Here is a 13,804-nt window from a genome sequence, read left to right as displayed (position 1 = left end):
TCCCCCATGAACTCTTCGACACATCGCAGCGCGCCGCCCAACGGCGCGCGCTGGCTGACCCAGGCGCTGGAGGCCGAAGGCGTCCGCACGCTGTTCGGCTATCCCGGTGGCACCATCATGCCGTTCTACGACGCGCTGGTGGATTCGTCGCTGAAGCACATCCTGGTACGCCATGAGCAGGGCGCGGCGCTGGCCGCCAACGGCTTCGCCCGCGCCAGCAACCAGGTGGGCGTCTGCGTGGCCACCTCCGGCCCGGGCGCCTCGAACCTGGTGACCGGCATTGCCGATGCGATGCTGGATTCGGTACCGATGGTCTGCATCACCGGCCAGGTCGGCACGCCGCTGCTGGGCACCGACGCCTTCCAGGAACTGGATGTGTTCGGCCTGACGATGCCGATCGTCAAGCACAGCTGGCTGGTGCGCAGCGTCGATGACCTGCCGCGTGTGGTGGCCGATGCGTTCCGCATTGCCCGTGAGGGTCGCCCCGGCCCGGTGCTGATCGACCTGCCCAAGGATGTGCAGCTGGCCGATGCCAGCCATCTGCCGGCGCATGTGCCCAGCAGCGTCGAACCGCCGCCGGCGCCGGCCGAGGCCGCCATCGCCGAGGCCATCGCCGCGCTGGCGGCGGCCGAAAAGCCGGTGGTCTACGCAGGTGGCGGCATCGCCCTGGGTGATGCCGTGCAGGACCTGCGCGACTTCGTCGAGGCCAGTGCCATCCCCACCGTGATGACCCTGCGCGGCCTCGGTGCACTGCCGGCCCACCATCCGCAGTCGCTGGGCATGCTGGGCATGCACGGCACCCGCGCGGCCAACATGGCGGTGCAGGAAAGCGACCTGTTGCTGGTGCTGGGCGCGCGCTTCGACGACCGCGCGACCGGCAAGCTGGCCGAGTTCGCGCCATTTGCCCGCGTCGTCCACATCGATGCGGACGCCTACGAGATCTCCAAGCTGCGCAGTGCCGACGTCGCCGTGCCTGGCAATGTCGGTCACGCCATCCGCGCCCTGCGTGCGGCCTTCCCCTCCCCCAAGGCCCACCAGGATGCATGGCGCAAGCGCTGTGCGCAGCACCGCGATCGCTTCGCCGCCCGCTACGACGCACCGGGCCAGCACATCTACGCCCCGGCGCTGCTGAAGCGACTGAGCGAGCTGGCCCCGGCCGATGCGGTGATCGCCTGCGATGTCGGCCAGCACCAGATGTGGGTGGCCCAGCACTGCCGCTTCAACCATCCCCGCAACCACCTGACCAGTGGCGCACTGGGCACGATGGGCTTCGGCCTGCCAGCGGCGATGGGTGCGCAGTTCGCCTGCCCCGAGCGCACCGTGGTACTGGTGTCCGGCGACGGCAGCTTCATGATGAACGTGCAGGAGCTGGCGACCATCGCCCGCTGCCGCCTGCCGGTGAAGATCGTGCTGCTGGACAACAGTTCGCTGGGCATGGTGCGGCAGTGGCAGGAACTGTTCTTCGCCGAGCGTTACAGCGAGATCGACCTGTCCGACAACCCGGACTTCGTAGCCCTGTCGCAGGTGTTCGGCATTGCCGCCACCCGCATCGACAACCGCGACGACGTGGAAGGCGGCCTGGCCGCGCTGCTGGCCGAGCCCGGCCCGGCGCTGCTGCACGTGGCCATCGATGCACGCGCCAACGTGTGGCCGCTGGTGCCGCCGAACACCGCCAACAGCACGATGCTGGAAAGCAACCCCGCCCATGCCCGCCAGGAGACCCCCAATGCAATACCGGCTTGACCTGGTGCTGCACCCGGCCGAGGGCGCGCTGCTGCGCGTGATCGGCATGGCAGAACGCCGTGGCTTTGCGCCGCGTGCGATCAGCGGCGCACCGGTGGCCGCCGACGATGGCCGCTGGCACCTGCAGCTGGTCGTCGATGGCCAGCGCCCGGCGGAAACGCTGTGCCGGCAGATCGAGAAGATCTACGACTGCGTGTCCGTGCAGGTCACCGCCGTGGAAGGAGTATCGCCATGAACACCCGTACCGTAGCGACCACGGTGCCGGTACGGAGGCGTCTTCTTCGCCGCCCGTGCCCGCATGCGGCGGTCTTCCGCACCGCGCCGGTGGCCCATGCCGGCCGCTGACACCAGCCAGGAAAGCGATGTCGGCGACGTAAGCGTCGCCGACGTCCTGGCAGCGCAGGCCCGCCTGCGCCGCTTCCTGCCGCCCACCCCGCTGCACCACGCCGAACGCTTCGGTACCTGGCTGAAGCTGGAGAACCTGCAGCGCACCGGTTCCTACAAGGTGCGCGGCGCATTGAATGCACTGCTGGCCGGCCGCGAACGCGGCGACACCCGGCCGGTGATCTGCGCCTCGGCCGGCAACCACGCCCAGGGCGTGGCCTGGGCCGCCTATCGCCTGGATGTGCCGGCCATCACTGTGATGCCGCATGGTGCACCCGCCACCAAGATCGCCGGCGTCGCCCACTGGGGCGCGACCGTGCGCCAGCACGGCAACAGCTATGACGAAGCCTACGCCTTCGCGGTCGAACTGGCACAACGCCACGGCTACCGCTTCCTGTCCGCGTTCGACGATGCCGACGTGATCGCCGGCCAGGGCACGGTCGGCATCGAGCTGGCCGCGCATGCCCCGGACGTGGTGATCGTGCCGATCGGTGGCGGTGGCCTGGCTTCCGGCGTGGCCCTGGCGCTGAAATCACAGGGCGTGCGCGTGGTCGGCGCGCAGGTGGAAGGCGTTGATTCGATGGCACGCGCGATCCGCGGCGACGTGCGCGAGATCGCACCCGTCGCCTCGCTGGCCGACGGCGTGCGGGTGAAGATCCCCGGCTTCCTGACCCGTCGCCTATGCACCTCGCTGCTGGACGATGTGGTGATCGTGCGCGAAGCCGAACTGCGCGAAACCCTGGTCCGGCTGGCACTGGAAGAACACATCATTGCCGAGGGTGCCGGCGCGCTGGCGCTGGCCGCTGGCCGCCGCGTCGCGGGCCGCCGCAAGTGCGCGGTGGTCTCCGGCGGGAACATCGATGCCGGTGTGCTGGCCGGCCTGCTAACCGACATCCGACCGCGCCCGCCGCGCAAGCCACGGCGACGGCGCAGCGAAACACCCCGCTCGCCCGCCAAGGCCAGCGCGCCGCCCTCCCCCATGCCTTCCCCTTCCCACCTGCAAGCCGCAACGCCCGCTGTCGAGGAGATTTCCCTGTGACCACCATCGAACGAATTACCACCCCGCGCATCCGCATCTTCGACACCACCCTGCGTGACGGCGAGCAGTCCCCCGGCTGCAGCATGAGCCCGCCGCAGAAGCTGGTGATGGCGCGTGCGCTGGACGAACTGGGCGTGGACATCATCGAGACCGGCTTCCCGGCCAGCTCGCAGTCCGACCGCGAAGCGATGGCACTGATCGGCCGCGAACTGCGCCGCCCGAGCCTGAGCCTGGCGGTGCTGTCGCGCTGCCTGCAGGCCGATATCGAAACCTCGGCACGCGCACTGGAAGCCGCGGCCAACCCGCGCCTGCACGTGTTCCTGTCGACCAGCCCGCTGCACCGCGAGCACAAGCTGCGCATGACCCGCGAACAGGTACTGGAGTCGGTACGCAAGCATGTATCGCTGGCCCGCTCCTACATCGACGATGTCGAGTTCTCGGCCGAGGATGCCACCCGTACCGAGCTGGATTACCTGATCGAAGTCGCGCGCGTGGCGATCGCCGCCGGTGCCACCACCATCAACCTGCCCGACACCGTCGGCTTCACCACGCCCGAAGAGATCCGCGCGATGTTCCAGCAGGTCATCGCCGGCGTCGCCGACGTGCCGAACGCGGCCAACGTGATCTTCAGCGCGCACTGCCACAACGACCTGGGCCTGGCCGTGGCCAACTCGCTGGCCGCCATCGAAGGCGGCGCGCGCCAGGTCGAGTGCACCATCAACGGCATCGGCGAACGCGCCGGCAACTGTTCGCTGGAAGAGATCGCGATGGTGCTGAAGGTGCGCCAGGCCTTCTACGAGCAGGACAGTTCGATCAACACCCCGCGCATCGTCGGCACCTCGCAGTTGCTGCAGCGCCTGGTCGGCATGCCGGTACAGCGCAACAAGGCCATCGTCGGCGCCAATGCGTTCGCCCACGAATCGGGCATCCACCAGCACGGCATGCTGCGCCATCGCGGTACCTACGAAATCATGCGCCCGGAAGACGTGGGCTGGGAGGATTCGCAGATGGTGCTGGGCCGCCACAGTGGCCGTGCCGCCGTTGAAGCGCGCCTGCGTGCGCTGGGCTTCTGGCTGGACGAAGACGAACTGAAGCTGGTGTTCGAGCAGTTCAAGGGCCTGTGCGAACAGCAGCGCGTGGTCACCGATGCCGATCTGCAGACGCTGATGCAGGGCGGTTCCAACGCACAGGGCTACCGCCTGGCCTCGATGACCATCAGCGATGTCGGCAGCCGCGCCAACGCACTGGTCGAACTGTCCGATCCGGATGGCAACCGCGTGGCCGAGACCGCGCAGGGCGACGGCCCGGTCGATGCGCTGTTCGGCGCACTGTCGGCCGCCACCGGCGTGCAGCTGATGCTGGACAGCTACCACGTGCACAGCGTCGGCATCGGCGCCGATGCACGCGGCGAAGCCAACCTGAGCGTGCGCCACGAGGGCGTGGAGTACGACGGCACCGGCACCAGCAAGGACATCATCGAAGCGTCCGCGCTGGCCTGGCTGGATGTTGCCAACCGCCTGCTGCGCCAGCGCCAGGCCGCCGCCCACAGCAGCACCGACGTTCCCACCCCCGCCACCGCCTGAGGAACCCGAGATGAGCGCCTTCGACACCCCCACCCCGACCAGCGCCGCTGGCCAGCAGTGGAACGCCCAGGACTATGCGATCGACGCCGGCTTCGTCCCGCTGCTCGGCGGCGCGGTATCGCGCCTGCTCGACCCGCGCGCCGGTGAGCGCATCCTCGACCTGGGCTGTGGCGATGGCGTACTCAGTACCGAGCTGGCGCTGAGCGGCGCACGCATCCACGGCGTGGATGCTTCGCCGGAACTGGTGGTCGCCGCCCGCGCACGCGGTGTCGACGCGCAGGTGATGGACGGCCACGCGCTGTCGTTCGACAGCGAGTTCGATGCAGTGTTCAGCAATGCCGCACTGCATTGGATGACGACTCCGGACCGCGTGCTGGAAGGCGTGCGCCGCGCCCTGCGCCCCGGCGGCCGCTTTGTCGCCGAATTCGGTGGCCACGGCAACGTGGCCACGATCATCGCGGCGGTACAGGCCGCGCGCGTGGCCCACGGCCATGGCGCCAGCACCTTCCAGTGGTATTTCCCGACGGCCGATGCCTACGCCGACCGCCTGCGCCAGCATGGCTTCCAGGTGCAACTGATCGAGTGCACGCCGCGCCCGACCGCACTGCCGACCGGCGTGGCCGGCTGGCTGCGGGTCTTCGCCGCACCACTGCTGGACGACCTGCCGGCCGAGGCCCGCGCTACCGTGCGCGAGGCCGCCACCGCGTTGCTGGCCGAGCTGCCGCGCAATGCCGCCGGCCAGCCGCTGGCCGACTACGTGCGCCTGCGCGTGCTCGCCCGCCGTCGCTGACTTGACCGTTCCGTTTCCTTTACTGATGTTCGCTATTTCGTACTTCTGCCAGGCATACGCATGACTTCCGCACCCCGCACCCTGTACGACAAACTGTGGGACGCCCACGTGGTGGTTCCCGGAACCGACAGCGCCCCCGCCGTGCTGTACATCGACCTGCACCTGATCCACGAGGTGACCTCGCCGCAGGCGTTCACCGAACTGCGCGAGCGTGGCCTGTCGCCGCGCCGCCCGGACCGCACCAAGGCGACGATGGACCACTCCACACCGACCCTGCCGGCCGCTGCTGACGGCACGCTGCCCTACGCCAGCGCCGCCTCCGAAGCGCAGGTCGCCACGCTGGCGCGCAACTGCGCCGAGCACGGTATCGAACTGTTCGACATGGCCTCGGACAATCGCGGCATCGTCCACGTGATCGCGCCGGAACAGGGCTTCACCCAGCCGGGCATGACCATCGTCTGCGGCGACAGCCATACCTCCACCCACGGGGCCTTCGGTTCGCTGGCGTTCGGCATCGGCACCAGCGAAGTCGGCCACGTGCTGGCCACGCAGTGCCTGCTGCAGCGAAAGGCCAAGACCCTGGCCATCACCGTCGATGGCCCGCTGGCGCCCGGCGTTGGCGCCAAGGACGTGGTCCTGCACATCATCGGCGTGATCGGCGTCAACGGCGGCACCGGCCACGTGATCGAATTCCGTGGCAGCACCATCGAAGCGATGGACATGGAACAGCGCATGACCCTGTGCAACATGTCGATCGAAGCGGGTGCGCGTGCCGGCATGGTGGCGCCGGACCAGGTTACCTTCGACTTCGTCGCCGCTACGCCGCGCGGGCCGAAGGGCGCCGATTTCGACGCCGCCGTGGCGCGCTGGCAGCAGCTGCGCAGCGATGAGGGCGCGCGTTTCGACAGCGAAGTGCACATTGACGCCGCCGACATCCGCCCGACCCTGACCTGGGGCACGCATCCGGGCACCGCGATCGCGGTGGATGCACCGATTCCCGCCGCCAACGATGCCGCCGCACAGAAGGGCCTGGACTACATGCATTTCCAGGCCGGCAAGGCGCTGGCCGGAACGCCGGTGGACGTGGTGTTCGTCGGTTCGTGCACCAACGGTCGGCTGAGCGACATGCGCGAAGTGGCGCAGGTGCTGCGGGGCCGTCGTGTCGCCGATCGGGTGCGCATGCTGGTGGTGCCGGGCTCGGAGATCGTCAAGCGCGAGGCCGAGGCCGAAGGCATCCACGAGATCGTGCGCGCGGCCGGTGCCGAGTGGCGCGAGCCGGGCTGCTCGATGTGCATCGCCATGAACGGCGATCTGGTCGCGCCCGGGCAGCTGGCCGTCAGCACCAGCAACCGCAATTTCGAAGGCCGCCAGGGCCCTGGTTCGCGCACGCTGCTGGCCTCACCGATGAGCGCGGCGTGGGCCGCGGTGAACGGGCACGTCGCCGATACCCGCGAACTGTTCGCACAGGAGGTGGCGTGATGGCCGGTTTCCGTACCCTGACCTCGGCCAGCGTGGTGCTGCGCCAGACCAACATCGACACCGACCAGATCATTCCGGCGCGGTTCCTGTCCACCACCGAACGCGCCGGCCTGGGCCGCAACGCGTTCAATGACTGGCGCTGGCAGGCCGACGGTTCGCCGGTGGCCGACTTCGCCTTCAACCAGCCGCACAACGCCGGCCGCAGCATCCTGCTGGCGGGCCGCAACTTCGGCTGCGGCTCATCGCGCGAGCATGCACCGTGGGCACTGACCGACCTCGGCCTGCGTGCCATCGTCAGCAGCGAGATCGCCGATATCTTCCGCGGCAACTCGCTGAAGAACGGCCTGCTGCCGATCGTGCTGGACGAAGCCGACGTGCAGGCGCTGATGCAGCGCCCTGACGACGAGCTGACCATCGACGTGGCCGCGCGCGAGCTGCGCACGCCTGACGGCCGCGTCTATTCCTTCCCGCTGGATGGCTTCTCGCAGACCTGCCTGCTGGAAGGTGTCGACCAGTTGGGGTACCTGTTGGGCCGTGTCCCTGAAATCGAACGTTACGAGAGTGAGCATGCACGCTGAAATTGTTGTCCTGCCCGGTGATGGCATCGGCCCGGAAGTGGCCGCCGCGGCAGTCGCCGTCCTGAAGTCTGTCGCCACGCGCTTCAACCACACCTTCACCTTCAGCGAGCACGACATCGGTGGCATCGCCATCGACCGCCACGGCGAGCCGCTGCCGGCCTCTACGTTGACTGCCTGCCAGGCCGCCAACGCGGTGCTGCTGGGTGCGGTCGGCGGCCCGAAGTGGTCCGATCCCAACGCCAAGGTGCGCCCGGAACAGGGCCTGCTGGCGATCCGCAAGGCGCTGGGCCTGTATGCCAACCTGCGCCCGGTGCGTACCCATGAGGCCGCGCTGCACGCCTCGCCGATCAAGGCCGAGCTGCTGCAGGGCGTGGACTTCGTGGTGGTACGCGAGCTGACCGGCGGCATCTACTTCGGCGACAAGACCCGCGACGCCGACAGCGCCAGCGACCTGTGCCGCTACACCGTGGCCGAGATCGAACGCGTGCTGCGCAGTGCCTTCCGCCTGGCCCGGCAGCGCCGCGGCAAGGTCACCTCGGTGGACAAGGCCAACGTTCTGGAGACCTCGCGCCTGTGGCGTGACGTGGCCGCGCGCATCGGCCGCGAGGAATTCCCGGACGTTGCACTGGAGCACCAGCTGGTCGATTCCATGGCCATGCACCTGCTGGCCAAGCCGCGCGAGTACGACGTGATCGTGACCGAGAACATGTTCGGCGACATCCTCACCGATGAGGCCTCGATGCTGGCCGGCTCGCTCGGCCTGCTGCCGTCGGCCTCGCTGGGCGAACCCGGTGCAGTCGGCATCTACGAGCCCATCCATGGTTCGGCCCCGGACATCGCTGGCAAGGGCATCGCCAATCCGTACGCGACGATCTTCAGCGCCGCGATGCTGCTGCGCCATTCGCTGGGGTTGGAAACGGAAGCCGCTGCGGTGGAAGCCGCCGTGCATGCCGTGCTGGATGACGGCGTGTTCACCGCCGATCTGGCCGCCAAGGGCCAGGCGGTGAGCACGGCAGCCGCCACCGACGCGGTGCTGGCCAAACTCAACTGATCCGATAGCGCCACGCCACGCGTGGCGCCTCTCCCTTCGCACAGTGCGGGCAGCCACCCATGGGGTGGCTCTACTGTAGAGCCACGCCATGCGTGGCTGCTTTACTTGGTGGTGTACCCACCATTGACCAGGATGGTCTGCCCGGTCATCCACCAGCCATCGGTGACCAGGAAGCGGATCCACGGCACGATGTCGGCGATGTCGGTCAGTCCGGTACGGGTGAACGCCGAGAGCGCGGCCGCGGTCTTGTGGTACGCCTGCGCATCGGCACTCTCGGCCGGATAGAAGAACGGCGTGTCCATTGGACCGGGGCCGATCGCCGTGACCGAGATGCCGCGCTCACCGAACTCCTTCGACGCCGCACGGGTGAAATGCTCGACCGGCGCCTTGGTGCCGGCGTAGCTGGAGTAGAACGGCGTGAACGCACCCAGCAGCGAGGTGACCAGGGTGCAGATCCGGCCGCCGTCGTTGACGTGACGTCCCGCCTCCTTGAGGAAGAAGAACGCGGCCTTGGCGTTGACCGCGCTCATCTCGTCGTACTCGGCTTCGCTGATCTCCAGCAGCGGCTTCTTCAGCACCTTGCCGACCGTATTGATGGCGATGTCGGGACGGCCGACTGCGGCCACGGCATCGGCGAACAAGCGCTCCATCGCTGCCGCCGACGTCAGGTCGCCCTGCAGGGCAACCGCCTTGCTGCCAGCGGCCTGCACGGCGGCGACGGTCGCCTCTGCATCGGCCTGGGTGGCGGCGCTGTTGTAGTGGATGACGATGGCTTTGGCGCCCTGGCTGGCGAAGTCGCGGGCGATCAGTCCGCCCAGGTTCTTGGCGCCACCGGCGATCAGCACGGTCTTGCCCTTGAGGGAATGGTCGGTCATGGCCTCGGTCTCGGAAGTGGGCTGCCCGGGGTGGCAACCCTGTCCTGACGACGATATCGTGCAGAAAATGCGGATAAAGCCCGCCGCATTGACTTAACCTTCCAGAGCCAGCGAACAATGGATCGGATCGATCGCTTCCGCATCTTCACCCGGGTGGTGGAGTGCGCCAGCTTCACCCGCGCCGCCGACCAGCTCGGCCTGCCCCGCTCCACCGTCTCGGCAGCCATTGCGGAGCTGGAGCAGCGGCTCGGTACCCGCCTGCTGCAGCGTTCGACCCGCAGGGTGTCGACCACCCACGACGGCGACGTGTTCCATGCCCGCTGCCTGCGCCTGATCGCCGAGGTTGAAGACGCCGAATCGCTGTTCCGGCAGGACGATGCGCAGCCGGTGGGTCTGCTGAAGATCGACGTGCCCAGTCGCATCGGCCGCCGCATCATCGCCCCGGCGCTGCCCGACTTCTTCGCGCGCCATCCGCAGGTGGAAGTCGACCTGGGCATGACCGACCGCGCGGTGAACCTGATCGAAGACGGCTGCGATGCCGTGCTGCGGGTCGGGCAGCTGGGCGATTCCAGCCTGGTCGCGCGCACGCTGGGCCAGCTCGACTTCGTCAACGTTGCCGCGCCAGCCTACCTGCGCGAGTACGGTGTGCCGCAGCAACCTGCCGACCTGCAGCAGCACCGGGCGGTGAACTACGCGTCGCCGACCACGGCGCGGGTGGAACCGTGGGAGTGGCAGGAGGGTACGCAGCTACGCACATTGCCGATGCCCGGCTGGGTGCGGGTCAACAGTGCAGAAGCGTCGATCGCGTGCTGCGTGGCGGGGCTGGGGCTGCTGCAGATTCCGCGCTACGACGTGCAGGCCGAACTGCAATCCGGTGCGCTGGTGGAAGTGATGCCGCAGCATGTGGCGCAGCCGTTACCGGTGACCCTGCTGCAGCCGCACCGGCAGCACCGCGCGCAACGCGTGCAGGTGTTCATCGAATGGCTGCTGCCGGTGCTACGGAGCGGCCTGCAGCTACAGTAGATCCACGCCATGCGTGGATGTGCACAAGGTGGATGGGGTCAGAGCCCATTCCCAGCGGGAAAGGGATCCGACCCCGGCCGCAGAACCCGGGGCATTACGCCCCGGATTCGTCCGGCTTCACCCGGAACCATGCCGCGTACAACGCCGGCAGGAACACCAGGGTCAGCACCGTGCCCACGATCAGGCCGCCCATGATCGAGATCGCCATCGAGCCATAGAACGCGCTGCGCGACAGCGGAATCATCGCCAGCACGGCCGCCAGCGCGGTCAGTACGATCGGGCGGAAGCGGCGCACCGTCGCATCGATGATCGAATGCCAGCGGTCATGCCCGGCATCGATGTCCTGCTGGATCTGGTCGATCAGGATCACCGAGTTGCGCATGATCATGCCGGCCAGCGCGATCGTGCCCAGCAGTGCCACGAAGCCGAACGGCGCGCGGAACAGCAGCAGGAACAACGTCGCGCCGATGATGCCCAGCGGCGCGGTCACCAGCACCATCGCCGCACGCGAGAAGCTGCGCAGCTGCAGCATCAGCAGCGTGGCCACCACCACCAGGAACAGCGGCATGCCGGCCTTGATCGAGTTCTGGCCACGTGCCGAATCCTCCACGGTACCGCCTGTTTCCAGCAGGTAGCCATTCGGCAGCTCGGCACGGATGCCGTCCAGCGTCGGCAGGATCTGGTGCACCACGTCCAGCGGCTGCATGCCATCGCTGATGTCGGCACGCACGGTCACCGTCGGCAGGCGATTGCGGTGCCAGATGATGCCGTCCTCGAAGCCGTACTCCATCGTCGCCACCTGCGACAGCGTGATGCTGCCACCGTTGGCGGTCGGCATCGACAGGCTGGACAGCAGCTCCAGCTGGTTGCGCTCATCGGCCGGCCCGCGCAGCAGCATCTCGATCTGGCGATTGCCTTCGCGGTACACGCTCACCGACTGCCCGGCCAGTGAACTGGACAGGAACTGGCTGACCTGGGCACTGCTCACGCCCAGCGCGCGGGCACGCTCCTGGTCGATCACCAGCCGCACTACCTTGCTCGGCTCGCTCCAGTCCAGGTTGACGTTCATCACGTGCGGGTTCTCACGCACCTTGGCTTCGACCTGGCGCGCGATCGCCTGCACCTTCTCGATGTGCTCGCCGGAAATACGCATCTGCACCGGATAGCCGACCGGCGGGCCGTTCTCCAGGCGGGTCACGCGCATCTGCACGTCCGGGAACTTCGGAATCACCTCGTGCAGCAGCCAGTCACGGGTGCTTTCGCGCGATTTGATGTCCTTGGCCAACACCACGAACTGGGCGAAGTTGGTGGCCGGCAGCTGCTGGTCCAACGGCAGGTAGAAGCGCGGCGAACCGGTGCCCACGTAGGACACGTAGTTGGCGATGCCCTCGCGGCTGGACAGCAGCTTCTCCAGCTTCTCGGCCTGGGCCTGGGTCGAACGCAGCGACGCGCCCTCGGCCAGTTCGATGTCCACCATCAGTTCCGGCCGGGTCGAATCCGGGAAGAACTGCTGCGGTACAAAGCGGAACATCATCAGCGAGAACACGAACAGGGCGATGGTCGCAGCGATCACCCACCAGCGGTGACGCAGGCAGCCATCGAGGAAGCGGCGGAAGCTGCGATAGAACGGGCGCTGGTACGGATCATGGTCGTGCCCATGCTGCGGCGGCGCGATCAGGTTGGCCAGCGCCGGATAGCGGTCGGCCCACTGCTGGCGCTTGGCGTGCCAGCGCGCGGACAGGCTGCCCGGCTTCGGCGGCTGCGGATTGAACAGGTCCGGCAGCATCTTGTCGCCCAGGTACGGGATGAACAGCACCGCCGCGATCCACGACACCACCAGCGCGATGGTCACCACCTGGAACAGCGAGCGGGTGTACTCACCGGTGCTCGATGCCGCGGTAGCGATCGGCAGGAAGCCGGCCGCGGTGATCAGCGTACCGGTCAGCATCGGGAACGCGGTCGACTCCCAGGCGAAACTGGCCGCGCGCAGGCGGTCGTAACCCTGCTCCATCTTGGTGGCCATCATCTCCACCGCGATGATCGCATCGTCCACCAGCAGGCCCAGCGCCAGCACCAGCGCGCCCAGCGAGATCTTGTGCAGGCCGATGTCGAAGTAGTGCATGACGAAGAAGGTCATCGCCAGCACCAGCGGAATGGTCACGCCCACCACCAGGCCGGTGCGCAGGCCCAGCGAGAAGAAGCTGACCAGCAGCACGATCACCACCGCTTCGGTCAGCACCTGCACGAACTCGCCGACCGACTCTTCCACCGACTGCGGCTGGTCGGACACCTTGCGCAGCTGCATGCCCGCCGGCAGGGTCTTCTGCAGGCGCTCGAACTCGGCATCGAGATTGGCGCCGAGCTTGAGGATGTCACCGCCATCCTTCATCGCCACTGCCAGGCCGATGGCCTCTTCACCCATGAAGCGCATCTTCGGCGACGCCGGATCGGCGAAGCCACGCTTGACCTCGGCGATGTCGCCCAGGTGCACGGTGCGGTCACCGGCGCGGATCGGGAACTGGCGGATCGCTTCGATGTCGTTGAACTGGCCGGTCACGCGCAGCTGCACGCGGTCGGTGGCGGTCTCGAAGAAGCTGGTGCCGGTGACCGCATTCTGGTCGGCCAGCGCCTGCTGTACCTGCTGCATCGACACACCGAGCGTGGCCAGGCGGGTGTTGGACAGCTCGATCCACACCTTCTCGTCCTGCAGGCCGACCAGGTCGATCTTGCCGACATCGGGCACGCGCTGCAGTTCCAGCTGGATGCGGTCGGCGTAGTCGCGCATCACCGCGTAGTCGAAGCCCTTGCCGGTCAACGCATAGATGTTGCCGTAGGTGTCGCCGAACTCATCGTTGAAGAACGGACCGACGATCTCGCGCGGCAGCGTCGCACGGATGTCGCCCACGCGCTTGCGCACCTGGTACCACAGGTCCGGGATCTGCCTGGAACGCAGGCTGTCGCGGGCCATGAAGATGACCTGCGATTCGCCGGGGCGCGAATAGGAGCGGATGAACTCGTACTCGCCGGTGTTCATCAGCGCCTTCTCGATCGGCTCGGTCACCTGCCGCGAGACCTGTTCGGCGGTGGCGCCCGGCCACAGCGTGCGCACCACCATCGCCTTGAAGGTGAATGGTGGATCCTCGGACTGGCCCAGGTGCTTGTACGACCACGCGCCGATCAGCGCGAAGGCCAGCATCGCGAACAGCACCAGCGGGCGGTTGGCCAGCGCCCACTCGGAAAGATTGAAGCGGCGCACCGG

11 protein-coding genes are annotated in these 13,804 nt (G+C 68.0%); 9 read left to right on the top strand and 2 right to left on the bottom strand.

The genetic code is table 11. The features are described from left to right. Positions 1 to 6 precede the first annotated feature (6 nt). The 8 genes from ilvG (at position 7) to leuB (ending at position 8,647) form a co-directional block, all read left to right on the top strand. On the top strand, positions 7 to 1,743 hold the full coding sequence (ilvG, locus tag AC5P78_RS12725; protein ID WP_012481199.1) for an acetolactate synthase 2 catalytic subunit: 1,737 nt from the start codon (positions 7 to 9) through the stop codon (positions 1,741 to 1,743). Next, complete coding sequence (locus AC5P78_RS12720) at positions 1,727 to 1,978, top strand: ACT domain-containing protein (protein ID WP_005410947.1); 252 nt, start codon at positions 1,727 to 1,729, stop codon at positions 1,976 to 1,978. The genes ilvG and AC5P78_RS12720 overlap by 17 nt, the downstream gene beginning before the upstream one ends. Before the next feature lie 96 nt (positions 1,979 to 2,074). Further along, positions 2,075 to 3,166 carry a threonine dehydratase gene (locus tag AC5P78_RS12715; RefSeq protein ID WP_033835631.1) on the top strand — a complete coding sequence of 364 codons (1,092 nt, stop codon included), beginning with the start codon at positions 2,075 to 2,077 and terminating at the stop codon, positions 3,164 to 3,166. Next, complete coding sequence (locus AC5P78_RS12710) at positions 3,163 to 4,749, top strand: 2-isopropylmalate synthase (RefSeq protein WP_099474258.1); 1,587 nt, start codon at positions 3,163 to 3,165, stop codon at positions 4,747 to 4,749. Before AC5P78_RS12715 ends, AC5P78_RS12710 begins: the two co-directional genes overlap by 4 nt. A gap of 10 nt (positions 4,750 to 4,759) precedes the next feature. Beyond that, a complete protein-coding gene (locus AC5P78_RS12705) occupies positions 4,760 to 5,539 on the top strand; it encodes a class I SAM-dependent methyltransferase (protein WP_076739909.1) in 780 nt (259 codons plus the stop codon). Positions 5,540 to 5,599: 60 nt separating this feature from the next. Further along, on the top strand, positions 5,600 to 7,018 hold the full coding sequence (leuC, locus tag AC5P78_RS12700; RefSeq protein WP_414498554.1) for a 3-isopropylmalate dehydratase large subunit: 1,419 nt from the start codon (positions 5,600 to 5,602) through the stop codon (positions 7,016 to 7,018). Beyond that, entirely contained in the window at positions 7,018 to 7,596 is a 579-nt protein-coding gene (gene leuD, locus AC5P78_RS12695) for a 3-isopropylmalate dehydratase small subunit (protein WP_005410953.1), read from the top strand. The genes leuC and leuD overlap by 1 nt, the downstream gene beginning before the upstream one ends. Continuing rightward, the gene (gene leuB, locus AC5P78_RS12690) at positions 7,586 to 8,647 is read left to right on the top strand and encodes a 3-isopropylmalate dehydrogenase (RefSeq protein ID WP_005410954.1); all 1,062 of its coding nucleotides are present in this window, start codon (positions 7,586 to 7,588) and stop codon (positions 8,645 to 8,647) included. The genes leuD and leuB overlap by 11 nt, the downstream gene beginning before the upstream one ends. 101 nt (positions 8,648 to 8,748) lie before the next feature. On the opposite strand, the gene AC5P78_RS12685 is transcribed toward leuB, so the two are convergent. After that, positions 8,749 to 9,522 (bottom strand): SDR family oxidoreductase, encoded by a 774-nt coding sequence (locus tag AC5P78_RS12685; RefSeq protein WP_005414410.1) that lies wholly within the window; start codon positions 9,520 to 9,522, stop codon positions 8,749 to 8,751. A 117-nt stretch (positions 9,523 to 9,639) separates the two neighbouring features. Here AC5P78_RS12685 and AC5P78_RS12680 point away from each other — a divergent pair, with 117 nt between their 5' ends. Next, a complete protein-coding gene (locus tag AC5P78_RS12680; RefSeq protein WP_065183159.1) occupies positions 9,640 to 10,545 on the top strand; it encodes a LysR family transcriptional regulator in 906 nt (301 codons plus the stop codon). 94 nt (positions 10,546 to 10,639) lie between these two features. On the opposite strand, the gene AC5P78_RS12675 is transcribed toward AC5P78_RS12680, so the two are convergent. Continuing rightward, entirely contained in the window at positions 10,640 to 13,801 is a 3,162-nt protein-coding gene (locus AC5P78_RS12675; RefSeq protein ID WP_049396206.1) for an efflux RND transporter permease subunit, read from the bottom strand. Positions 13,802 to 13,804 lie beyond the last annotated feature (3 nt).

Source organism: Stenotrophomonas sp. YJH_SMC_133 (genome assembly GCF_059370655.1).
This window is presented reverse-complemented; position numbering and strand designations above follow the sequence as displayed.